Here is a 19702-nt window from a genome sequence, read left to right on the forward strand (position 1 = left end):
GAAAGAGAAACCATGAGCACACCGCGCCTGGAGCTGCTGCCCGCCGTGGACGTCGTCGACGGGCAGGCCGTCCGGCTCTTCCAGGGCGAGGCCGGCTCGGAGACGTCCTACGGCGACCCCGCCGATGCCGCCCGCGCCTGGGTCGAGGAAGGCGCCGAGTGGATCCACCTGGTCGACCTCGACGCGGCCTTCGGCCGGGGCAGCAACCACGACCTGCTCGCCCGCATCGTCGGCGAGCTCGACGTCAAGGTCGAGCTGTCCGGCGGCATCCGCGACGACGCCTCCCTCGAGCGGGCCCTGAGCTCCGGTGCGCGCCGGATCAACCTCGGCACTGCCGCCCTGGAGGACCCCGAGTGGACCTCCAAGGTCATCCGCGAGCACGGCGACCGCGTCGCCGTCGGCCTCGACGTGCGCGGCACCACCCTCGCCGCCCGCGGCTGGACCCAGGAGGGCGGCGACCTGTGGGAGGTTCTCGCCCGGCTGGAGGACGACGGCTGCGCGCGGTACGTGGTCACCGACGTCACCAAGGACGGCACCCTGCGCGGCCCCAACGTCGAGCTCCTGCGCGAGGTCTGCGCCCGGACCGACGCACCCGTGGTCGCCTCCGGCGGCGTGGCGAACCTGCGTGACATCGAGGTGCTGCGCGAGCTCACCGAGGTGGGCGTCGAGGGCGCGATCGTCGGCAAGGCGCTCTACGCCGGAGCCTTCACCCTCTCCGACGCGCTCGACATCGCCGGCCGCCCATGACCGGTCAGCACGAGCCGATCCGTATCGCCGAGGGCCTCACGCACGCCGCCCTGGGCGACTCGGCCGGCCAGCCGTGGGCCGGGCGGACCCTGAAGCCCAACCCCTTCTCCGGCGACGACGGCAAGGTCCAGCCCGCGATGGCCGCCGCCCTCGCCCTGGAGGACGACGGCGAGCGGGTGCGCGCCGTCGTCGAGGCCTTGCGCACCGGACGGGTGCTCGTGCCGGTCGTCGCGCACGAGCACCCCGGCACCGAGCCCGACGGCACCATCCGCGAGCACGACCCCGACAAGTTCAAGACCGGCGACCGCGCCGGGGACGCGATGGCGTCGGCCGCCATGGTCTCCGTGCGCACGCCGGACGGGCGCGCCGCCCTGCCGGTGTTCTCCTCCGTGGAGTCGCTCCTGCGGTGGGACGCGACGGCGCGGCCCGTGCCGGTCGAGGCGACGCGGGCCGCGGTCTCCGCAGTCGGGGAGACCGACTCCCTGCTCGTCCTCGACGCCGCCAGCGATGTCTCGGTGCTGGTGCCCCGGCCCGCCGTCTGGGCGCTGGCCCAGGAGCGTGACTGGACCCCGTCGTGGGCGGACCCGGAGCTGCCGCGCGTGGTCACCGGCGCGCTGCGCGGGATCGACGAGCTGGTCGGGGTGCGTCTGGAACGCGGCGCCCAGGCGGAGCTCCGAGTGGTCCTCGCGGTCCGGGCGGGACTGGCGCCGGGCCGGCTCCAGGCCGCCGTGGCCCGGGCGAGCGAGGCGCTGGCGGACCAGCACGAGCTGCGCGAGCGGGTGGACTCCCTCGAGCTCTATCCCGTCGCGGTGGACGCGTAGCAGCGCCTCACCGGCAGGGCTCCAGCGGGGCGAACGCCGACTCATCCGCCAGCAGCTCCGCGAGCAGGCTGAGGGGCACGAGGAAGCTGTGGCCCTTGTCGTCGCCGGCGTACACCACGCCGACGACGCGGCCGTCGGCGTCGAGCGCCGCGCTGCCGGAGCTGCCCCCGACCACCTGGGCGTCGGTGACGATCACCTCGTCCATGCCCATCGACAGCGGGTCGGGCACCCGGCCCAGCACCGTGCCGCTGCTCGTGGTCAGCGCCCCGCCGCTGGGGTAGCCCACCACCGTCACCGGCGTGTCGTTCGCTGGGTCGCCCTCCGCGAGCCCGGGCACCTGCGGCAGGGGCTCGGTGGTGCGCACCAGGGCGAGGTCGGCGACGGAGGAGGAGGCGACGGTGACGACGTCGATGTCGTTGCCGTCGTAGGTGGACACCTGCAGCTCGGACGAGCCCTCGACGACGTGCCGGTTCGTCACCACGGTGTGCTCGTCGAGGGCGAACCCCGAGCCGACCGAGAGCGTCCCGCAGCCGACGTTGCGCACCCGCACGGCCATCCGCTCCGCCGCGGCGACGCCGTCCGGCGTCAGCGAGCCCGAGGAGCCCACCTGCGGGGCCGGCACCTCCGGGACGTAGGACTCCGCCAGCTCCTCCGGCATGGCGGGCAGCACCCCGCAACCGCCCAGGGCCAGCGCGACGACAGCGGCGAGCGCGCCCGCCCGGCCCCTTGACGGCCTCATCGGTCCAGCTCGCGCTGCAGGTCGGCGTTCGCGGCCTCGGCCTGGTCGCAGAACGTCGCGACCTCCGCCTCGAACGACTCCAGCGCCGAGGCGTCGAACAGCTCCGCGTCCTTGAGATAGCCGATCAGCTGCTCCTGGCCGCTGACGCACTCCTGCAGCGCGGAGGCCACCGAGCCGGCCGCGGCCGAGACCCGTTCCTGGTACTCGGCGAGCTGGCGCTGTGCCTCCCGCTCGTCCCCGGTCTGGGCCTTCTCGTCAGCGAGCTCCACGATGCGGTCCCGCGAGGCCTGCAGCTGCGACTGGGCGGTACCCAGCTCGCTCGTGCGCTGGTCGAGGTCGGCCTGGGACTGCGCCAGGCGCGAACCGAGGTCGGTGGCGACGGCGTCGAGCTCGCCGGCGCGCACGGACCAGGCCCGGGCGAGCACGGCAAGATAGGCACCGGCGGCCAGGGTGAGGACGAGCAGCACGGCCAGGACGACGGCGACCCAGCGCCTGGGCCGGCGTGCGGCGGCAGCCGAGAGGGCGCCGTCGGGCATGGGCAGGACTGTGGTCCGAGTCTCGTCGCTCATCGGACCACCCCGCTGGAAGTCACCTGCATGCGTGGTAGTGTTCCAGATCGACCAACCCGGTCCGGGTCACGCCATGCGCGTGGCAAGCCCCGGGTGTGCAAGTGGAGATTCTCCCACCTTGACCTCGACTGTCCGCCAGGACGACAGAGGCCGGGTTCAGGTCAGCGAGGGGTGTTTTTTCCCTCGCGCGTGTGAGCGACGCCCGTGGGCGGCGCCGGCACGTCGACCTTGAGGCCTCCGCGTGCACCTGCACGGCGGAGGCCTTCTTCGTTCCTGCTGGGTCGAGGAGCACAACAGGCAGAAGGAGCACAGCATCAGCGAGCCCCGCATCAATGATCGGATCCGCGTTCCCGAGGTACGTCTGGTCGGCCCCGCCGGCGAGCAGGTCGGCGTGGTCCGGGTCGAGGACGCCCTGCGCCTGGCGCAGGAGGCAGATCTGGATCTGGTCGAGGTCGCGCCTGACGCGCACCCGCCCGTGTGCAAGCTCATGGACTACGGCAAGTTCAAGTACGAGTCCGCGATGAAGGCACGCGACGCCCGTCGCAACCAGGCGAACACGATCCTCAAGGAGATCCGGTTCCGCCTCAAGATCGACCCGCACGACTACGAGACCAAGAAGGGTCACGTCGTCCGGTTCCTCAAGGGTGGCGACAAGGTCAAGGTCATGATCATGTTCCGCGGCCGTGAGCAGTCCCGCCCCGAGATGGGCATGCGGCTGCTGCAGCGCCTCGCGGAGGATGTGTCCGACCTGGGCTCGGTCGAGTCCTCCCCGCGTCTGGACGGGCGCAACATGACCATGGTCATCGGGCCGCACCGCAAAAAGGCCGAGGCCAAGAGCGACCAGCGCCGCAAGCGCGAGGCCGACGCCGAGGCCAAGAAGCACGCTGACGACGCAGCGGCCGCGCCCGCGCAGGCCGCGCCCGCGCAGGCTGCGCCCAGCGGCGAGGCGGCCCCCGCCGAGCCGAGCGCCTGACCCGCGCACCACATACCTGAAAGACGCCCCGATCCCACCGGCTCCGGGGCAGGAAGATCTGTGCCGCCGGCACAGCGACCGAGGGACGAACATGCCGAAGAACAAGACGCACTCCGGTGCGAAGAAGCGCTTCCGGGTCACCGGCAGCGGCAAGCTGATGCGCGAGCAGGCCAACAAGCGCCACCTGCTCGAGCACAAGTCCAGCCGGCGTACGCGCCGTCTCTCGCAGGACCAGGTTGTCGCCCCCGCCGACGTCAAGAAGATCAAGAAGCTCCTCGGCAAGTAACGCCGCCCCCAACTTTTTAAGGAGACTGACGTGGCACGCGTCAAGCGGGCGGTCAACGCCCAGAAGAAGCGCCGTACGACCCTCGAGCGCGCCAGCGGTTACCGCGGCCAGCGCTCGCGCCTGTACCGCAAGGCGAAGGAGCAGGTCCTCCACTCGATGACCTACTCCTACCGCGACCGCCGGGCCCGCAAGGGCGATTTCCGTCGCCTGTGGATCCAGCGCATCAACGCCGCGGTGCGCGCGGAGGGCATGACCTACAACCGCTTCATCCAGGGCCTCAAGGCCGCGGGTGTCGAGGTGGACCGTCGCATGCTCGCCGAGCTTGCCGTCAGCGACATCGCAGCGTTCAACGCGCTCGTCGCCACCGCCCGCGAGGCGCTGCCGACGGACGTCAACGCCCCGGCCGCCTGAGCCGTCCCTCGCCGTCGGCGGGGAGCATCACATGACCGAGCGCCTGGACGCCCAGCTGACCAACCCCCGCGCCGAGCGGGTGCGACGGGTCGCGGGGCTGTCCAGGCGCTCGGCGCGTGAACGGCACGGCCAGTTCCTCGTCGAGGGCCCGCAGGGGGTGCGCGAGGCCGTCCGGCACGCCCCCGCCCAGGTCCGCGACGTCTACCTCACCCCCGAGGCTGCAAAGCGCCACCCCGAGATCCCGGTCGAGGCCGCCGCCGCCGGCAGGTACCTGCACACCGCGACGCCGGAGGTGCTCGCCGCCATGAGCGCCGACGCGCAGGGCGTGCTCGCCGTCCTCGACGCTGACGGCCCCACCACCGCCGCCACGGTCGCCGACCTCCGGGCGCTGCACGACGGCGCGGGTCCCCGGCTCGTCGCCGTGCTCGCCCAGGTGGCCGATCCGGGCAACGCGGGCACCGTCATCCGGGCCGCGGACGCCGCCGGCGCCGACGCCGTCGTCCTCACCGGGGGCAGCGTCGAGCTCCTCAACCCCAAGGTGGTCCGCTCGACGGCGGGCTCGCTGTTCCACCTCCCGGTGGTCACGGGCGTCTCCCTCGAGGAGGTGCTCGGCGCGCTGCGCGGCGCCGGGAGCGTGAAGGCGGTCCTCGCCGCCGACGCGGCGGGGGAGTGGGACCTCGACGAGCTCGCGGACCGCGCCCACAGCGCCGCCACCGGCGGCGGCGCCGGCTGGGACGACGAGCTCGCCGCGACCGCGCTCGTCGCCCCCGAGCTGGCCGCGCCCACGGTCTGGCTGTTCGGCAACGAGGCCCACGGCCTCGGCCCGGCCGAGCGGGCGGCGTGCGACGCCGTCGTCCGCGTGCCCATCCACGGGCTGGCCGAGTCCCTCAACCTGGCGACGGCGGCCACGCTGTGCCTGTACGCCTCGGCCCGCGCGCAGCGGCGCGAGACCCGTGACTGACCAGGCACAGCTCGAGGCCTCGCCCACCGACCTCGCCGCCCTGCTCGACCGCGTGGCGACGGTGCGCGGCCGTGGCGGCCCCGACCGCGGCGGCCGCGCACTCATCGGCCTCGTCGGTGCGCCCGGGGCCGGCAAGTCCACCGTCGCCGGGCTGCTCGCCGCCGCGGTCCAGATCGCCGGGACCGCCTGCGCCGTCGTCGGCATGGACGGCTTCCACCTCGCCCAGGCCGAGCTCGAGCGCCTCGGCCGCACCGACCGCAAGGGCGCGCCGGACACCTTCGACGCCGAGGGCTACGTGGCGCTCGTGCGCCGCATCCGCGTGCAGCGGCCCGACTCCGCCACCGTCTACGCCCCGCTGTTCGACCGGCGCCTCGAGGAGCCCGTCGGCAGCGCGGTCCCGGTGCCCGCCACCACGCCGGTGGTCCTGACCGAGGGGAACTACCTGCTGCTCCCGGAGGAGCCGTGGCACCGGCTGCGACGGCTGCTCGACGAGACCTGGTTCGTCGAGGTCGACGACGTGGAGCGGCGGGCGCGCCTGCTTGCCCGTCACCTCGCCCACGGCCGCCCGCCGGAGGTGGCCTCCGCGTTCGCCCACGGCTCGGACGAGCGCAACGCCGCGCTGATCGGCGCGAACCGTGCCCGCGCCGACGTGATCGTGCGCTGGCACACGGACCCGTCGGTCCACTAGCCGCCGGCCGCCCAGCCCAGCGCCCCGGCGTAGCGCACCGACCGGCTCGCCACCCGCGCCCCGCGCGCGACCGCGTTGCACCACGACGCGCCGTCAGCCAGGTGCATGGCGGTGACGCCGTGCAGCACGTCCCCGGCGCCGAGGGTGTCGACCACCTCTCCGGCCGGCACGTGCGGCACCGGCAGGGTGTACCGCCGGCCCTCCGCCAGGACCCGGATAGGGTCCGGGCCGTGGGACTGCGCCACGAAGACGGGCCCGAGCCGGGCGGTGGCGTCGAGCACCGCGTCCCGTGCCCGCGAGTTGCCGGTCAGCTCCGGCGGGAGGGTGAAGTCGGCCGAGAGCAGCGCCAGGTCCACGTGCGCGAGCAGGTCCTCCAGGCCCGGCTTCCACGAGCCACCGTCGAGGAGGACGACGGCGCCACGCGCCCGGGCCTCGCGGGCGAGCGCCGTCTGGGCCGCCAGCAGGTGCCCGTCGACGAGCAGGGCGCCCGCGCGGTCGAGGACGTCACCCGCCGGCGTGGCGGTCGCCCGGCCGACGGCGTTGGTCGAGACCACCGCGCGCTCACCCGTGCCGGCGGTGACGAGCACGGTGGACAGGGCGGGAGCGCCGTCGTCGGCCGCGACGTCCACGACCTCGACGCCCTCCGCCGCCAGCAGCTCGCGGGCCAGGCCGGCGACAGGGCCTGTCCCCAGCGCGGTGACGAGCGTGACCGGGTGCTGCAGGGCCGCGACGGTCCGGGCCGCGTTCGCGGCGGGGCCCCCGACGTCGACGGTGACGGACCGGGCGACGACCTTCTCGTCCGGGGCGGGAACCCGGTCGACCACCTGGGTGAGGTCGAGGGTGGTCAGCCCGCAGCAGACGACACGGCTCATGGGCCGATCGTCGCACGCGGGCCGGGACGGCTCAGGTCACGGACCGCTGGACGTACTTGACCAGCTCGTCCCGCTCGTCCTGCAGCTCGTCCAGGCGCTGCTTGACGATGTCGCCGATGCTCACGATGCCAACGAGCCGGCCCTCGACCAGGACCGGCAAGTGCCGCACGCGCCGCTCCGTCATGGTGCGGGCGAGGGACTCGAGGTCGTCCTCGGGGGTGCAGGTGACCACCTCGGTGGTCATGAGGTCGCGCACGGCGCTGGCCCGGGTGGAGTCGGCGCTCGTGCGCAGGTGCAGCACGATGTCTCGCTCGCTGACCACGCCGTCGACGCTCCCCTCGGTGTCGGAGACCACCACGGCGCCGATGCGATGCTCGGCGAGCACCTCGAGAAGGTCCGCGACGGTGGCGTCGCTACGGATGGTGACGACAGCGTCACCCTTGCGGCGAAGAACGTCGGAGATGCGCATATCTGACCGTACTAGGGAATACGCGTGTGATCCAGCACACACACATTCCCGAGCGACCTGGGCGTGAAGGTATATACGTCACGCCCCCGTGTCGTTATAAGGTAAGGCAATGCTTACCTCAGCGACGCAGGCTGCGGGCGTCAAGGACGACCGGCCCGCCTACCGCCCGTTCGCCGTGCGTGTGGCGAGGCTGCATCGCCTCAGCCCGCACTTCACCCGGGTGACCCTCACGGGCGAGGACCTGCGGTGGTTCGGCACCGACCGGCTCGACCAGCGGGTCAAGATCGTGTTCCCCCTCCACGGCCGCCTCTGCGACATCGGCGCCACCGACCCGCGCACCCACCTCGACGGCACCTGGTACGCCCGCTGGCGCGACCTGCCCCCCAACGAGCGCGGCCCCTTCCGCACCTACACCGTGCGGGACGTGCGGCCCGAGCATCGTGAGCTGGACGTCGACATGGTGGTCCACGACGACGGCGGGCCCGCCGCCCGCTGGCTCGCGGCCGCCGCGCCGGGCGAGGAGCTTATTGTGGTCGGCCCCGACGTGCGATCGCACGAGTCCCACGTCGGCATCGACTGGGCGCCGGGCACCGCCACGGAGCTGCTCCTTGCCGGGGACGAGACCGCCGCGCCCGCCATCTGCGCCATCCTCGAGACGCTCCCCGCCGGGCGGCGGGCCCGGGCCTTCATCGAGGTCCCCGACGCCGAGGACTTCCTCGACGTCGCCCTGCCCGCCCACGCGGAGATCACCTGGCTGGCCCGTGGTGGCCGGGCGCACGGTGAGCTCCTCGTGCCCGCCGTGCGGGAGTGGATCGGCGCCAACGCCCGCGTCGTCGAGCCGGCCAGGGCCCTGGGGGAGCAGCCCCTCGAGGACGTCGACGTCGACTCCGAGATCCTGTGGGACTCCCCGGTGGTGCGCGTGCTCGCGCACGACCTGTGCGGGCGGAGCGCCCGCTGCGGCAGCGACTTCTACGCCTGGTTCGCCGGCGAGGCCGGGATCATCCGGACGCTGCGCCGCCTGCTGGTCTCCGAGGCCGGGGTGTGCCGCCGCCGGGTCGCCTTCATGGGCTACTGGCGCCTCGGGCGCGCCGAGGCCCAGTAGAGCGCCTGCCACAACATGACCGCCATCGTCAGCGAGGCCGCGCCCACCGCCGCCGCCCCGGCCACCCGGCGCGTGGCGGTGCTGCTCGCCGCCGTCGCGCTCCTCGGGTTCGTCCTGCTCGCGTCGCTCGCGCTCGGCGCCCGCGACGTCGCCCCCGGCGACGTCCTCGCCGCCCTGCTCCACCCCGTGCCCGGCAACACCGACCACGACGTCGTCCTGGACCAGCGGGTGCCACGCACCCTCGTGGGCCTGGCGGTCGGCGCCGCGCTCGGGCTCGCCGGCACGATCATGCAGGGCATCACCCGCAACCCGCTGGCCGACCCGGGACTGCTCGGCGTCAACGCCGGCGCGTCGCTCTTCGTGGTGCTGGCGATCGCGCTGGTCGGGGTGTCGAGCCCGGGCGCGTACATCTGGTTCGCGCTCGCCGGCGCGGCCCTGGCGGCCGCGCTCGTCTACGGCGTCGGTGCGATCGGCCGCGAGGGCGCGACGCCGGTCAAGCTCGCCCTCGCGGGCACGGCGGTGACCGCCGGGGCGACGTCGATCATCTCGCTCGTGCTCATCTCCGACTCCGACACGCTCAACAGCTGGCGGCGGTGGTCCGTCGGCTCCCTCGCCGGCCGCGACGCCGACATGGTCGTGTCGCTCGCCCCCTTCCTCGTCGTCGGCACTGTCCTCGCCCTGGCGACCGGCCGGACGCTGAACCTGCTGGCCATGGGCGACGACGTCGCCCGCGGCCTGGGGCAGAACATCCACCTGGCCCGTGTGGTGGCCGCGGCGGCGATCGTGCTCCTCGCCGGGTCCGCGACGGCGCTGGCCGGGCCGATCGTCTTCGTCGGTCTGGTGGTCCCGCACGTCGTGCGGCCCTTCACCGGACCGGACTACCGCTGGATCCTGCCGTTCTCCGCGGTGCTGGGGCCGTTGCTTCTCATCGCCGCCGACGTCGTCGGGCGTCTCGTCGTGCGCCCCGGCGAGCTCGAGGCGGGCATCGTCGTCGCCGTCGTGGGCGCCCCGGCGCTCATCGCGATCGTGCGCCGCGTGAAGCTGGCGGGGCTGTGAACGCCGCGACGGTCCTCACCGCGCCCGCCGGCCACGCCCCTGCCCCGCGGCGGCGGCCCGCGCGCCGCAGACGTGTCGTCACCGGCGTGCTCGTCGCGCTCGTGCTCGCCCTGCTCTGGCTGGGCCTGACGGTCGAGAACACCCTGTCGGTGCCCGACCTCCTGCGCACCCTGGCCGGGCAGGGCACCAGCGGGGAGAACTTCGTCGTCTTCCGGCTCCGCCTGCCGCGGCTGGTGCTCGGCGCCCTCGTCGGCGCCGCCTTCGCCCTTGCCGGCGCGCTGTTCCAGACCGTCCTGCGCAACCCGCTGGCGAGCCCGGACATCCTCGGTATCAGCGGCGGCGCGTCGCTCGCCGCCGCCGGCGTGATCCTCCTCGGCGGCCTGTCCGGCGTGGCCGTCTCCCTCGCCGCCCTCGGCGGCGCGGTGGGTGTCGCCGTCGCGATCTACGCCCTGGCCTGGCGGTCGGGGGTGAGCGGCTACCGGTTCGTCCTCGTCGGCGTCGGCATCGCGTTCCTGGTCAACGCCGGCCTGGGCTACCTGATCTCCCGCGCGAACATCAACGACGTCCGCGAGGCCCTGGTGTGGATGGTCGGCAGCCTCGGCACCCCGCCCTGGGCCCACGTCGCCGCACTGGCGGCCGCGCTCGTCGTGCTCGTTCCCGGCGTGGCCCTGCTCGCCGGGCGCCTGCGGGTGCTCCAGCTCGGCGACGACACGGCCGGCGGCCTCGGCGTGCGCGTGGAGGTCACCAGGCTGACGGTCCTCGGGGCCGCCGTCGCCCTCGCCGCCGTCGCCACGGCGTTCGCCGGGCCGGTCGCGTTCGTCGCCTTCGTCTCAGCGCCGGTCGCCCGGCGTCTGCTGCCGACGGCGGGACTGGCGCTGGTGCCCAGCGCCCTGGTCGGCGTCGCGCTCGTGCTCGCGGCGGACCTCGCCGGCCAGCACCTGCTCGGCCTGCAGGTCCCCGTGGGCATCGTCACCGGAGTCCTCGGGGCTCCGTACCTGCTGTGGCTGCTGGCCACGGCGAACCGGGAAGGACGCGGCGCGTGACCAGACGCCGAGAGCACGAGCTGCGCGCCGAGGCGCTGAGCCTGGCCTACGACGGCGACCTCGTCGTCCGCGACCTCGACCTCGAGATCCCGCCCGGCGCGATCACCGCGATCGTCGGGGCCAACGGGTGCGGGAAGTCCACCCTGCTGCGCGGCGTCGCCCGGCTGATGCGCCCGCGCTCCGGCGTCGTCGTCCTCGACGGCACCCCGGTGCACGACCGTCCGGCGAAGGAGGTCGCCCGGACCATCGGCATCCTGCCGCAGTCCGCGACGGCGCCCGAGGGCATCACCGTGGCCGACCTCGTCGGCCGCGGCCGGTACCCGCACCAGGGCTGGTTCCGGCAGTGGACCACCACCGACGACGCCGTCGTCCACGCCGCCCTCGAGGCCACCGCGACCCTCGACCTGGCCACGCGCCGCGTCGAGGAGCTTTCCGGGGGCCAGCGCCAGCGGGTGTGGATCGCCATGGCCCTCGCGCAGGACCCCGACGTGCTCCTCCTCGACGAGCCGACGACCTTCCTCGACGTCACCCACCAGATCGACGTCCTCGACCTGCTCCTGGAGCAGAACCGGCAGCGCGGCACCACCGTGGTCATGGTCCTGCACGACCTGAACATGGCCGCCCGGTACGCCGACCACCTCGTCGTCATGGCGGACGGGCGGGTGGTGGCCACCGGGGCGCCGTCCACGGTGCTCACCCGGGAGCTAGTCGGCCGGGCGTTCGGCCTGGAGGCGAAGATCCTGCCCGACCCGGTCTGCGGCTCCCCGATGGTGGTGCCGATCGGGCGCTTCCACGGCGCCACCGAGCCGGCCGCTGCGGCCGAGCCGGCCGCTGCGGCCGAGCCGGCCGCGACCCCGACCACGACCACCGGGCCCTCGACCCGGCGCTCGAGTTCCGTCCCCCTCACCTCATGGAGTTCCACATGACCCTTTCCCGACCCGTCGCGGCTGTCGCGACGGCCGCCGCCGCGCTCCTCGCCCTGGCCGCCTGCAGCTCGGGCGGCAGCGCCGAGGAGGCGCCCGCCTCAGCCTCCGCGGCGGGTGAGCCCGCGCCCGTCACGATCCAGCACGCCTTCGGCTCGACCACGATCCCCGAGCAGCCGGAGAACGTCGTCACCCTCGGGTGGGGCAGCACCGAGGCGGCCCTCGCCCTGGGCGTCGTCCCGGTCGGTATCGAGTCCCAGACCTACGCCGCCGACGAGAACGGCCAGCTGCCCTGGGTGGCCGAGGCCCTCACCGACGCCGGCGCCGAGCCGACGATGCTCCCGGCCACCGTCGAGGAGCCGGCCTACGAGGAGATCGGCGCCCTGGCGCCCGACGTCATCCTCGCCCCCTACTCCGGCATCACCGCCGAGCAGTACGAGCTGCTCTCCGAGATCGCCCCCACGGTGGCGTACCCGGAGGAGCCGTGGACGACGCCGTGGCGTGACGTCATCACCACCGTCGGCACCGCCCTCGGGGTCCCCGACAAGGCCGACACGCTCGTCGGCGACCTCGACGCCCAGATCACCGAGGCCGCCCAGGCCCACCCCGAGCTCGCCGGCAAGACCGTCGCGGCGGTGTGGGACCTCAGCGGCACGTTCTACGTGTACAAGGCGCAGGACTCCCGCGTGGACTTCCTGCTCGACCTCGGGCTCGTGAGCGCCCCGGCCGTGGACGAGCTCGCGACCGACGAGGAGTCCTTCGTGTACACCCTGAGCACCGAGGAGACCGACCGCCTCGACTCCGACATCCTCGTGAACTACGCCAGCACGCAGGAGGAGGTCGACACCTTCCTCGGCAAGTCCTACGCCCAGGCCATCCCCGCCGTGCAGGCCGGCGCGGTCGCCAACATCACCGGTGACCAGCTCATCGCCGCCATGTCACCCCCCACCGCCCTCTCCATCGACTGGGGCCTGGACACCTACGTCGACCTCATCTCCAAGGCGGCCGCCGCGGTCAAGTGACGCAGCGCTGGTCCGCACCCGATTGACGGCGGCACGGCGCGAGGGGATCATCCCGAAGATGAGCATCGTGCCGATGCCGCTGCACAGCCGCTGGGTCGCGGACCAGCGCGGGGACGGTCGCGGGCTGCGCATCTCGAGCCACCCCGAGGCCGGTGTCGTGGTGCTCAGCATCTGGCGCGACGACGAGTGCGTCGCCACCACGAGGCTGCAGCCCGCCGAGGCGGCGCAGCTCGCGGCCGGCCTGGCGGAGTCGCTCGCCCAGCTCGCCACCCCGCCGTCGGCCCAGCAGGTCTGCTGAACGGTGCGGCTCTTCGTCGCCCTGCCGCTGCCCGCCGCGGTGCAGGAGCACCTCGACCTCGCCGTCAGCGCCCTCACCGACGGCGCACCTGACGCACCTGACGGGCCGGGCGGGCGCGGCGGGCCCCGCCCCGTGCGCTGGGTGCCCGAGGAGCAGCGCCACATCACCCTCGCGTTCTTCGGTGAGGTGCCCGACGGCGCCGCCCCGGGGATCCAGGCCGCGCTCGCCGTCGCCCTGGGTGCCTTCGGGCCGCTGCGGCTGCGGCTGCGCGGCGCCGGGGTCTTCTCGCGCCGCACGCTGTGGGTGGGCGTGCAGGAGGACCAGTACGGCGCCGAGCCGGGCGAAATCGGGCCCGACGGTGCAAGGACCGACCGGCTGCTCACGCTGATGGCGCGGTGCGAGGACGTGGGGGAGGACTTCACGCGCATGGAGCGCCGCGACCGGCACCGGGCCCACGTCACGCTCGCCCGCCTCAGTGCCCGGCGTCCCGAGCTCGACGAGCTGGCGGGCCGGGCGCACGCGCTGTCGGTGTACGAGGGGCCGCCGTGGAGGGCCACGCACGCGGAGCTGGTCTCCTCCCGGCCGGGCGCCGGGCGCAGCGGCGGGCCGCTGTACGAGGTGGTCGGCACGATCCCGCTGGGCGCCTGATCGCCGGCCGTCCCGCTCGGTTTCCCAGGGCCTGGTGCGGGCGGTGCGGGCGCCCCTACGCTGGCTCCGCCGGTGCCACGGCGCACCGGTCACCACCGGAGGGGAGAGGGACATGTCAGGTCGAGTCGTCCACTTCGAGATCCCGTTCGACGACGGCGATCGCGCCCGGAGCTTCTACCGCGACGCCTTCGGCTGGAGCATCCAGTCGATGCCGGGCCTGGACTACACGATGGTCACCACCGGGCCGACGGCGCCGGACACCGGCGGGCCCAGCGAACCGGGCTACATCGGCGGCGGCATGATGCAGCGGGAGGCGCCGATCAACGCCCCCGTGGTCACGGTCGACGTCGACGACATCGACGCCGCGCTCGAGAAAGTGTCCTCTCTGGGCGGTTCGACCCTGATCCCCAAGGCGCCCGTGGGCGACATGGGTTTCGCTGCCTACTTCCGCGACTCCGAGGGCAACGTCCTGGGGCTGTGGCAGACCGCCACGCCCGCCTGACTTACCGGACCGGCGACCCCGGGCGCCCGAACGAGAACGGCACCCGTCGGCGTCGCAGCAGCACGAGGAGCCACACCGCCCACGTCAACCACGCCGGGGCGAGGACCGCGAGCAGCACCGTCAGCACCGCCTGAAACCCCAGGAGGTTCGCGAACGCGCCGACCGCCGCCACCACGGCGAGGAGCCCTGAGAGCCGCGCGAACCCCACCTGGTCGACGCGCAGGAGCAGCGCAGTGCCCAGCCACCAGGCGGCCAGCAGCAGCGGGTCCAGGAACTGCCAGACCGCGTACACCGCCCCAGTGAGGAGGCCGAAGGCGACGGCGACGACAGCCTGGTCCGCCCCCGACTCCGCGTAGCTCTCCATCAGGGATGGACCGACAACGGCCAGCAGCGAGGCAGCGATGCCTCCGGCCACTGCGTAGGCGCACGCCGCCAGGAACGACAGGTCGGCCACGTGCGGGGACCGGGGCCGCGTACAGCGCCACAGGACGTAGGCGATCACGGGAATGGCGAGGTAGTAGCTGAGCAGGTCCGCTGCGGCACCCCAGCGCAGCAGCGCTGCCTTCGTGGCGCCCGCGCTCACGAGTGACGACGGGTCAAGGAAGCCCTCAGCCTGCCAGCCGAAGGCGGCGAGGAAGAGAACCAGGGAGACCAGCCCGAGCCCGATGTGCACCACGAGGGCCACGGTCCCGGTGGAGATCAGGGTGTCGCCTGCCATCGGGCCTCCTCACCGGGGCGCACGCCTAGCGTGCGCTCCCGTGCCCGTCCCCGCAACGGCCCGAGTGCACGCCTGTGAGAGCATGACCTCGTGCTCCGCGCCGTGACCGCCGCCAGACGGCGATTTACCGGGCCCGCCCAGGGCCCGGTCGCAGCCGCGCGCTGAGACCGCACCGGGCCCGGGCGGGCCGCCCAACTAGACTGACCCGCTGGCAGCGCGTGAACCTCCTCGGACGGTGTCGCCTGCCGGCCCCGAACCGCCCGGAAGGTACGCATGTCTGCTGACGCAGCCCCGATCTCACCCCTGGACGCCTCCGCCGTCGCCGCCGCACTCGAGGCCGGCCTGGCCGCCGTCGCCGCCGCGTCCACCCTTGACGAGCTCAAGCTCGCCCGGCTCGCCCACACCGGCGACCGCAGCCCGCTGGCGCTGGCCAACCGCGCGATCGGCGGGCTCGAGCCCCAGGACAAGGCCGGCGCCGGCAAGCTCCTCGGCCAGGCCCGCGGCCGCCTGAACACGGCCATCGCCGAGCGGCAGGGCGTGCTCGATGCCGAGCGCGACGAGCAGGTGCTGCGCACCGAGACCGTCGACGTCACCGTGCCCACCGGCCGCGCCCCGCACGGCGCCCGCCACCCCCTCGAGACCCTCATGGAGGACGTCTCGGACTTCTTCGTGGCCATGGGCTGGGAGATCGCCGAGGGGCCCGAGGTCGAGCACGAGTGGTTCAACTTCGACGCCCTGAACTTCGGCCCGGACCACCCGGCACGCCAGATGCAGGACACCTTCTACGTCGAGCCCGCGGACGAGAGCCACCTCGTGCTGCGCACCCACACCTCCCCGGTGCAGGCCCGCACGCTGCTGGAGCGGGAGCTTCCCGTCTACATCGCCGTGCCGGGCAAGGTGTTCCGCACCGACGCGCTCGACGCCACCCACACCCCCGTCTTCCACCAGGTCGAGGGCCTGGCGGTGGACAAGGGCCTGACCATGGCCCACCTCAAGGGCACCCTCGACCACTTCGCCCGCGCCATGTTCGGTCCCGAGGCCCGCTTCCGGCTGCGGCCCAGCTTCTTCCCGTTCACCGAGCCCAGTGCCGAGATGGACCTGTGGTTCCCGCAGAAGAAGGGCGGACCCGGCTGGATCGAGTGGGGCGGCTGCGGGATGGTCAACCCCGCCGTGCTCGTCGCGGCCGGCATCGACCCCGACGTCTATTCCGGCTTCGCGTTCGGCATGGGCATCGAGCGCACCCTCATGCTGCGCCACGGCATCGCCGACATGCACGACATGGTCGAGGGCGACGCCCGCTTCTCCCAGCACTTCGGCGCCACCGGAAGGGGCAACTGACATGCCGTACGTCCCGCTGACCTGGCTCGCCGAGCACACGGACGTGCCCGCGGCCACCACCGCCGCCGACCTCGCAGCCGCCCTCGTCAAGGTCGGGCTCGAGCCCGAGCGGATCGTCCCGCCGGCCGTCACCGGCCCGCTCGTCGTCGGCCGCGTCCTCAGCATCTCCAAGGAGGAGCAGAAGAACGGCAAGACGATCAACTACTGCCGCGTGGACGTCGGCGAGCACAACGACGCCCCCGGCACCGGGAAGGAGCCGGCTGACGTGCCCAGCCGCGGCATCATCTGCGGCGCGCACAACTTCGCCGAGGGTGACCACGTCGTCGTCGCCCTGCCGGGCGCCGTCCTGCCCGGCCCGTTCCCCATCGCCTCCCGCAAGACCTACGGGCACATCTCCGACGGCATGATCTCCTCCGCCCGCGAGCTTGGCCTGGGCGAGGACCACTCCGGGATCATCGTGCTCGAAGAGCTGCTCGGCGCCGAGCGCGTCCCGGCCCCCGGCACCGACGCCCTGGCCCTCCTCGGCCTGGGTCAGGAGGTGCTGGAGATCAACGTCACCCCGGACCGGGGCTACTGCTTCTCCATGCGCGGCGTGGCCCGGGAGTACGCCCACGCCACCGGGGCGCCCTTCACCGATCCCGGCCTGCCGGAGAACCTCCCAGGCGGCACGGTGCCCGCCCCGACCCCGGACGGCTTCCCCGTCGAGGTCGACGACACCGCCCCACTCAACGGTCAGGTCGGCTGCGACCGGTTCGTCACCCGGGTCGTGCGCGGCGTCGACCCGGTCGCGGCGTCGCCCGCGTGGATGACCGAGCGTCTCGTCCAGGCCGGCATGCGCCCGATCTCCCTGGCCGTGGACGTCACCAACTACGTCATGCTCGACCTCGGCCAGCCGCTGCACGCCTACGACCTGGCCACGGTCAGCGGGCCGATCGTGGTGCGCCGCGCCGTCGCGGGGGAGCGCCTGACCACCCTGGACGACGTCGAGCGCACCCTCGACGCCGAGGACCTCCTCATCACCGACTCGCCCGACGGCGCACGCGGCTCCCGCGTGCTCGGCCTCGCCGGCGTCATGGGCGGGGCGGACACCGAGGTCTCCGGTGCGACCACCGACATCCTCGTCGAGGCCGCCCACTTCGACCCCGTCTCCATCGCCCGCACCGCCCGGCGCCACCGGCTGCCCACCGAGGCGGCCAAGCGCTTCGAGCGCGGCGTGGACACCGCACTGCAGGCCGTCGCCGCGCAGCGGGTGGTCGACCTCCTCGTCGAGCACGGCGGCGGCACCGCCGACCCGGCCGTCAGCGACCTGGACACCACGGCCGCGCCCACGCCGATCGAGTTCGACCCCGCCCAGGCCCCGCGCCTGGTGGGTGTGGACTACCCGCGCGAGCAGGTGCTCGACCTCCTGCGTCAGATCGGCTGCGCCGTCACCATGGTGGCCGACGGCCTCACCACCGCTGACGACGACGGCGCTGACGACGCCGCCGGGACGGTCACCGTAAACCCGCCCACGTGGCGCCCGGACCTGGTCGGCCCCGCGCACCTGGTCGAGGAGGTCGCCCGGCTCGCCGGCTACGACGCGATCCCGTCCGTGCTGCCCCCCGCGCCGGCCGGCCGCGGGCTGACCGTGGCGCAGCGGCAGCGCCGTGACGTGGCCCGCACCCTGGCCGAGCAGGGCCTGACCCAGGTGCTGTCCTACCCGTTCATCGGCGACGTGCACGACAAGATGGGCCTGCCGGCCGACGACGTGCGACGCCGGACGCTGCGGCTGGTCAACCCGATCGCCGACGACACACCCGCGCTGCGCACCTCGCTGCTCGACACGCTCCTGGAGACCGCGCGGCGCAACGTCGGCCGCGGCGCCACGGAGCTCGCCCTCTTCGAGATCGGCCTGGTGACCCGGCCCGACGGGATGGTCGCCACCGGGGGGCCCGGCGTGGACCGCCGCCCCGGCGGCGCCGAGCTCGCCGCCCTGCACGCCGCCGTCCCGGCCCAGCCGCGGCACGTCGCCGGGGTGCTCGCCGGGCAGCGGGGCCCCGACGGGGTGTGGGGCGCCGGCCGGCCCAGCGACTGGGCCGACGCCGTCGAGGCCGCCCGGCAGGCGGCCTGCACCGTCGGCGTGGCGCTGACCGTGCGCTCGGGTGCCGCGGCGCCCTGGCACCCCGGCCGGTGCGCCGAGCTCGTGGTGCGCACGGGCGGCGGGGAGCAGCTGGTCGGTCACGCCGGCGAGCTGCACCCGAAGGTCTGCGAGGCGCTCGAGCTCCCGCCACGCACCGTGGCCTTCGAGCTGGACCTCGACGCCGTGCTCGCCGCCAGCCCGGCGGACCCCGTGCAGGTGGCGCCGGTCTCGACGTTCCCGCTCGCCAAGGAGGACGTCGCGCTGGTCGTCGACGCCGCCGTGCTTGCGGCCGACGTGCTCGCGGCGGTGCGCGAGGGCGCCGGAGAGCTCGCCGAGGAGGTGCGTCTCTTCGACGTCTTCACCGGCGAGCAGCTCGGCGCGGGCAAGAAGTCCCTCGCGTTCGCCCTGCGGCTGCGCGCCGCCGACCGCACGCTCACGGCGGAGGAGACCGCCGCGGTGCGTGACCGGATCGTCCAGGTGGCGGGCGCCCGTGTGGGCGCGGAGCTGCGCAGCTGATGAGCAGCCCCGTGGCGGGTGGGCGCCAGGGACCGGTCGACGCCGTCGTCCCGCCCGCCCGCACCGCCCTGGTCACCGGCGCCTCGCGCGGCATCGGCCGCGCCGTGGCGGGCGGGCTGGCCCGGGCCGGCCTCGACGTCGCCCTGCTGGCCCGCGACGCCGACCGCCTGGCCGAGGTGGCCGCGGAGGTCCGGGGGCTCGGGCGGCGCGCCGTCGTGCTCGCCGCGGACGTCACCGACGGCGGTGCCGTTACGGCTGCCGTCGGGGCGGCGGAGACCGAGCTCGGTGCGATCGACCTGCTCGTCAACAATGCCGGCCGCATCGACACCGAGGTGCCGCTGTGGGAGGCCGACCCCACCGAGTGGTGGGACGTGGTCGAGACCAACGTGCGCGGACCCTTCCTCCTCGCCCACGCCGTCGTGCCCGGCATGCTGAACCGCGGCGGTGGCCGCGTGGTGGACCTCAATTCCGGTGCCGGCACCCGCGACACCCCGGACGCCACCGCCTACAACGTGTCCAAGACCGCCCTGTTCCGCATCGGCGGGAGCCTGCACGAGGCCGGGTACGCCCGCGGCCTGCGCACGTTCGAGGTGGCACCCGGGGTGGTGGTCACCGACATGACCCGGTCGATGCGCGCGCACACCGCCCGCACCGAGTGGACGGACGTGGCCGACGTCGTCGAGCTGGTCGTGGTCATCGCCCGCGGCGGCCTGGACGACCTGTCCGGGCGGTACCTGCGGGCCGGCACCGACACCCCCGCCTCTCTGCGGTTCCGCGGCTCCCTGGGTGAGCTCGGCCCGGACACCCGCCGGCTGCGCGTTCGCGACTGGCCCTCGGGGAGGACCGGGCAGAACGGGACATAGGTCCCGCGGAGCTCTCGC

Annotated in this window: 23 protein-coding genes; 18 read left to right on the top strand and 5 right to left on the bottom strand. The window is 74.2% G+C overall.

The features are described 5' to 3' along the window. Positions 1-12 precede the first annotated feature (12 nt). Positions 13-747, top strand: coding sequence for a bifunctional 1-(5-phosphoribosyl)-5-((5-phosphoribosylamino)methylideneamino)imidazole-4-carboxamide isomerase/phosphoribosylanthranilate isomerase PriA (gene priA / locus FE374_RS06700; RefSeq protein WP_139927798.1), 735 nt, complete (start codon positions 13-15; stop codon positions 745-747). Further along, complete coding sequence (locus FE374_RS06705; protein WP_139927799.1) at positions 744-1568, top strand: SseB family protein; 825 nt, start codon at positions 744-746, stop codon at positions 1566-1568. The genes priA and FE374_RS06705 overlap by 4 nt, the downstream gene beginning before the upstream one ends. A gap of 7 nt (positions 1569-1575) precedes the next feature. On the opposite strand, the gene FE374_RS06710 is transcribed toward FE374_RS06705, so the two are convergent. Continuing rightward, the gene (locus tag FE374_RS06710; RefSeq protein WP_139927800.1) at positions 1576-2307 is read right to left on the bottom strand and encodes a S1 family peptidase; all 732 of its coding nucleotides are present in this window, start codon (positions 2305-2307) and stop codon (positions 1576-1578) included. Further along, positions 2304-2876 carry a hypothetical protein gene (locus FE374_RS06715; RefSeq protein WP_230978495.1) on the bottom strand — a complete coding sequence of 191 codons (573 nt, stop codon included), beginning with the start codon at positions 2874-2876 and terminating at the stop codon, positions 2304-2306. Before FE374_RS06715 ends, FE374_RS06710 begins: the two co-directional genes overlap by 4 nt. Positions 2877-3117: 241 nt before the next feature. On the opposite strand from FE374_RS06715, the gene infC reads away from it, so the two are divergent. The 5 genes from infC to FE374_RS06740 all read left to right on the top strand — a co-directional run bounded on the left by infC (position 3118) and on the right by FE374_RS06740 (position 6195). Continuing rightward, positions 3118-3849, top strand: coding sequence for a translation initiation factor IF-3 (infC, locus tag FE374_RS06720; protein ID WP_456319090.1), 732 nt, complete (start codon positions 3118-3120; stop codon positions 3847-3849). 91 nt (positions 3850-3940) lie between these two features. Beyond that, positions 3941-4135: a 50S ribosomal protein L35 gene (gene rpmI, locus FE374_RS06725; RefSeq protein WP_139927801.1), complete on the top strand. Its 195-nt coding sequence runs from the start codon at positions 3941-3943 to the stop codon at positions 4133-4135. Positions 4136-4165: 30 nt separating this feature from the next. Then, complete coding sequence (rplT, locus tag FE374_RS06730; RefSeq protein WP_139927802.1) at positions 4166-4546, top strand: 50S ribosomal protein L20; 381 nt, start codon at positions 4166-4168, stop codon at positions 4544-4546. 31 nt (positions 4547-4577) lie between these two features. Beyond that, entirely contained in the window at positions 4578-5507 is a 930-nt protein-coding gene (locus FE374_RS06735) for a TrmH family RNA methyltransferase (protein WP_139927803.1), read from the top strand. Between the two features lie 40 nt (positions 5508-5547). Next, complete coding sequence (locus tag FE374_RS06740; protein ID WP_139931434.1) at positions 5548-6195, top strand: nucleoside/nucleotide kinase family protein; 648 nt, start codon at positions 5548-5550, stop codon at positions 6193-6195. On the opposite strand, the gene FE374_RS06745 is transcribed toward FE374_RS06740, so the two are convergent. Together FE374_RS06745 and FE374_RS06750 are read right to left on the bottom strand one after the other, a co-directional pair. Continuing rightward, the gene (locus FE374_RS06745; protein ID WP_139927804.1) at positions 6192-7067 is read right to left on the bottom strand and encodes a PfkB family carbohydrate kinase; all 876 of its coding nucleotides are present in this window, start codon (positions 7065-7067) and stop codon (positions 6192-6194) included. The two genes, FE374_RS06740 and FE374_RS06745, sit on opposite strands and share 4 nt — an antisense overlap. A 31-nt stretch (positions 7068-7098) precedes the next feature. Then, positions 7099-7536 (bottom strand): CBS domain-containing protein, encoded by a 438-nt coding sequence (locus FE374_RS06750; RefSeq protein WP_139927805.1) that lies wholly within the window; start codon positions 7534-7536, stop codon positions 7099-7101. Positions 7537-7645: 109 nt separating this feature from the next. On the opposite strand from FE374_RS06750, the gene FE374_RS06755 reads away from it, so the two are divergent. From FE374_RS06755 to FE374_RS06790, 8 genes are all read left to right on the top strand, one after another. Then, positions 7646-8638: a siderophore-interacting protein gene (locus FE374_RS06755; RefSeq protein WP_139927806.1), complete on the top strand. Its 993-nt coding sequence runs from the start codon at positions 7646-7648 to the stop codon at positions 8636-8638. Between the two features lie 15 nt (positions 8639-8653). Beyond that, positions 8654-9694 carry a FecCD family ABC transporter permease gene (locus FE374_RS19370; protein WP_139927807.1) on the top strand — a complete coding sequence of 347 codons (1041 nt, stop codon included), beginning with the start codon at positions 8654-8656 and terminating at the stop codon, positions 9692-9694. Then, on the top strand, positions 9691-10737 hold the full coding sequence (locus tag FE374_RS06765; protein ID WP_179957353.1) for a FecCD family ABC transporter permease: 1047 nt from the start codon (positions 9691-9693) through the stop codon (positions 10735-10737). Before FE374_RS19370 ends, FE374_RS06765 begins: the two co-directional genes overlap by 4 nt. Beyond that, positions 10734-11663 carry an ABC transporter ATP-binding protein gene (locus FE374_RS06770; RefSeq protein ID WP_139927808.1) on the top strand — a complete coding sequence of 310 codons (930 nt, stop codon included), beginning with the start codon at positions 10734-10736 and terminating at the stop codon, positions 11661-11663. Before FE374_RS06765 ends, FE374_RS06770 begins: the two co-directional genes overlap by 4 nt. Beyond that, a complete protein-coding gene (locus FE374_RS06775) occupies positions 11660-12682 on the top strand; it encodes an iron-siderophore ABC transporter substrate-binding protein (RefSeq protein WP_139927809.1) in 1023 nt (340 codons plus the stop codon). The genes FE374_RS06770 and FE374_RS06775 overlap by 4 nt, the downstream gene beginning before the upstream one ends. A gap of 58 nt (positions 12683-12740) precedes the next feature. Further along, positions 12741-12980: a hypothetical protein gene (locus FE374_RS06780; protein ID WP_139927810.1), complete on the top strand. Its 240-nt coding sequence runs from the start codon at positions 12741-12743 to the stop codon at positions 12978-12980. A 3-nt stretch (positions 12981-12983) separates the two neighbouring features. After that, positions 12984-13628 carry a 2'-5' RNA ligase family protein gene (locus tag FE374_RS06785; protein WP_139927811.1) on the top strand — a complete coding sequence of 215 codons (645 nt, stop codon included), beginning with the start codon at positions 12984-12986 and terminating at the stop codon, positions 13626-13628. 112 nt (positions 13629-13740) lie between these two features. Continuing rightward, the gene (locus FE374_RS06790) at positions 13741-14130 is read left to right on the top strand and encodes a VOC family protein (RefSeq protein ID WP_139927812.1); all 390 of its coding nucleotides are present in this window, start codon (positions 13741-13743) and stop codon (positions 14128-14130) included. 1 nt (position 14131) lies between these two features. Here the strand turns inward: FE374_RS06790 and FE374_RS06795 are convergent, their stop codons facing one another. Next, positions 14132-14848, bottom strand: a complete 717-nt coding sequence (locus FE374_RS06795) for a hypothetical protein (protein ID WP_139927813.1) — start codon at positions 14846-14848, stop codon at positions 14132-14134. 273 nt (positions 14849-15121) lie between these two features. Between FE374_RS06795 and pheS the strand changes: the two genes are divergently transcribed. Genes pheS through FE374_RS06810 form a run of 3 tightly spaced genes read left to right on the top strand, consistent with a single transcriptional unit; the run spans position 15122 to position 19684 of the window. Then, a complete protein-coding gene (gene pheS / locus FE374_RS06800; protein ID WP_139927814.1) occupies positions 15122-16186 on the top strand; it encodes a phenylalanine--tRNA ligase subunit alpha in 1065 nt (354 codons plus the stop codon). Between the two features lies 1 nt (position 16187). Continuing rightward, entirely contained in the window at positions 16188-18821 is a 2634-nt protein-coding gene (gene pheT / locus FE374_RS06805; protein ID WP_139927815.1) for a phenylalanine--tRNA ligase subunit beta, read from the top strand. Then, complete coding sequence (locus FE374_RS06810; protein WP_139927816.1) at positions 18821-19684, top strand: SDR family oxidoreductase; 864 nt, start codon at positions 18821-18823, stop codon at positions 19682-19684. Before pheT ends, FE374_RS06810 begins: the two co-directional genes overlap by 1 nt. The last annotated feature ends 18 nt before the right edge of the window (positions 19685-19702 follow it).

The sequence above is a fragment of the Georgenia yuyongxinii genome (assembly GCF_006352065.1).
Taxonomy (GTDB): Bacteria; Actinomycetota; Actinomycetes; order Actinomycetales; family Actinomycetaceae; genus Georgenia; species Georgenia yuyongxinii.

Excerpts from the sequence above, each read along its gene's own strand:
- priA (WP_139927798.1), top strand. The coding sequence starts at position 13 with ATGAGCACACCGCGCCTGGAGCTGCTGCCCGCCGTGGACGTCGTCGAC.
- FE374_RS06705 (WP_139927799.1), top strand. The coding sequence starts at position 744 with ATGACCGGTCAGCACGAGCCGATCCGTATCGCCGAGGGCCTCACGCAC.
- FE374_RS06710 (WP_139927800.1), bottom strand. The coding sequence starts at position 2,307 with ATGAGGCCGTCAAGGGGCCGGGCGGGCGCGCTCGCCGCTGTCGTCGCG.
- FE374_RS06715 (WP_230978495.1), bottom strand. The coding sequence starts at position 2,876 with ATGAGCGACGAGACTCGGACCACAGTCCTGCCCATGCCCGACGGCGCC.
- rpmI (WP_139927801.1), top strand. The coding sequence starts at position 3,941 with ATGCCGAAGAACAAGACGCACTCCGGTGCGAAGAAGCGCTTCCGGGTC.
- FE374_RS06735 (WP_139927803.1), top strand. The coding sequence starts at position 4,578 with ATGACCGAGCGCCTGGACGCCCAGCTGACCAACCCCCGCGCCGAGCGG.
- FE374_RS06745 (WP_139927804.1), bottom strand. The coding sequence starts at position 7,067 with ATGAGCCGTGTCGTCTGCTGCGGGCTGACCACCCTCGACCTCACCCAG.
- FE374_RS06750 (WP_139927805.1), bottom strand. The coding sequence starts at position 7,536 with ATGCGCATCTCCGACGTTCTTCGCCGCAAGGGTGACGCTGTCGTCACC.
- FE374_RS06755 (WP_139927806.1), top strand. The coding sequence starts at position 7,646 with ATGCTTACCTCAGCGACGCAGGCTGCGGGCGTCAAGGACGACCGGCCC.
- FE374_RS19370 (WP_139927807.1), top strand. The coding sequence starts at position 8,654 with ATGACCGCCATCGTCAGCGAGGCCGCGCCCACCGCCGCCGCCCCGGCC.
- FE374_RS06775 (WP_139927809.1), top strand. The coding sequence starts at position 11,660 with ATGACCCTTTCCCGACCCGTCGCGGCTGTCGCGACGGCCGCCGCCGCG.
- FE374_RS06780 (WP_139927810.1), top strand. The coding sequence starts at position 12,741 with ATGAGCATCGTGCCGATGCCGCTGCACAGCCGCTGGGTCGCGGACCAG.
- FE374_RS06790 (WP_139927812.1), top strand. The coding sequence starts at position 13,741 with ATGTCAGGTCGAGTCGTCCACTTCGAGATCCCGTTCGACGACGGCGAT.
- FE374_RS06795 (WP_139927813.1), bottom strand. The coding sequence starts at position 14,848 with ATGGCAGGCGACACCCTGATCTCCACCGGGACCGTGGCCCTCGTGGTG.
- pheS (WP_139927814.1), top strand. The coding sequence starts at position 15,122 with ATGTCTGCTGACGCAGCCCCGATCTCACCCCTGGACGCCTCCGCCGTC.
- pheT (WP_139927815.1), top strand. The coding sequence starts at position 16,188 with ATGCCGTACGTCCCGCTGACCTGGCTCGCCGAGCACACGGACGTGCCC.
- FE374_RS06810 (WP_139927816.1), top strand. The coding sequence starts at position 18,821 with ATGAGCAGCCCCGTGGCGGGTGGGCGCCAGGGACCGGTCGACGCCGTC.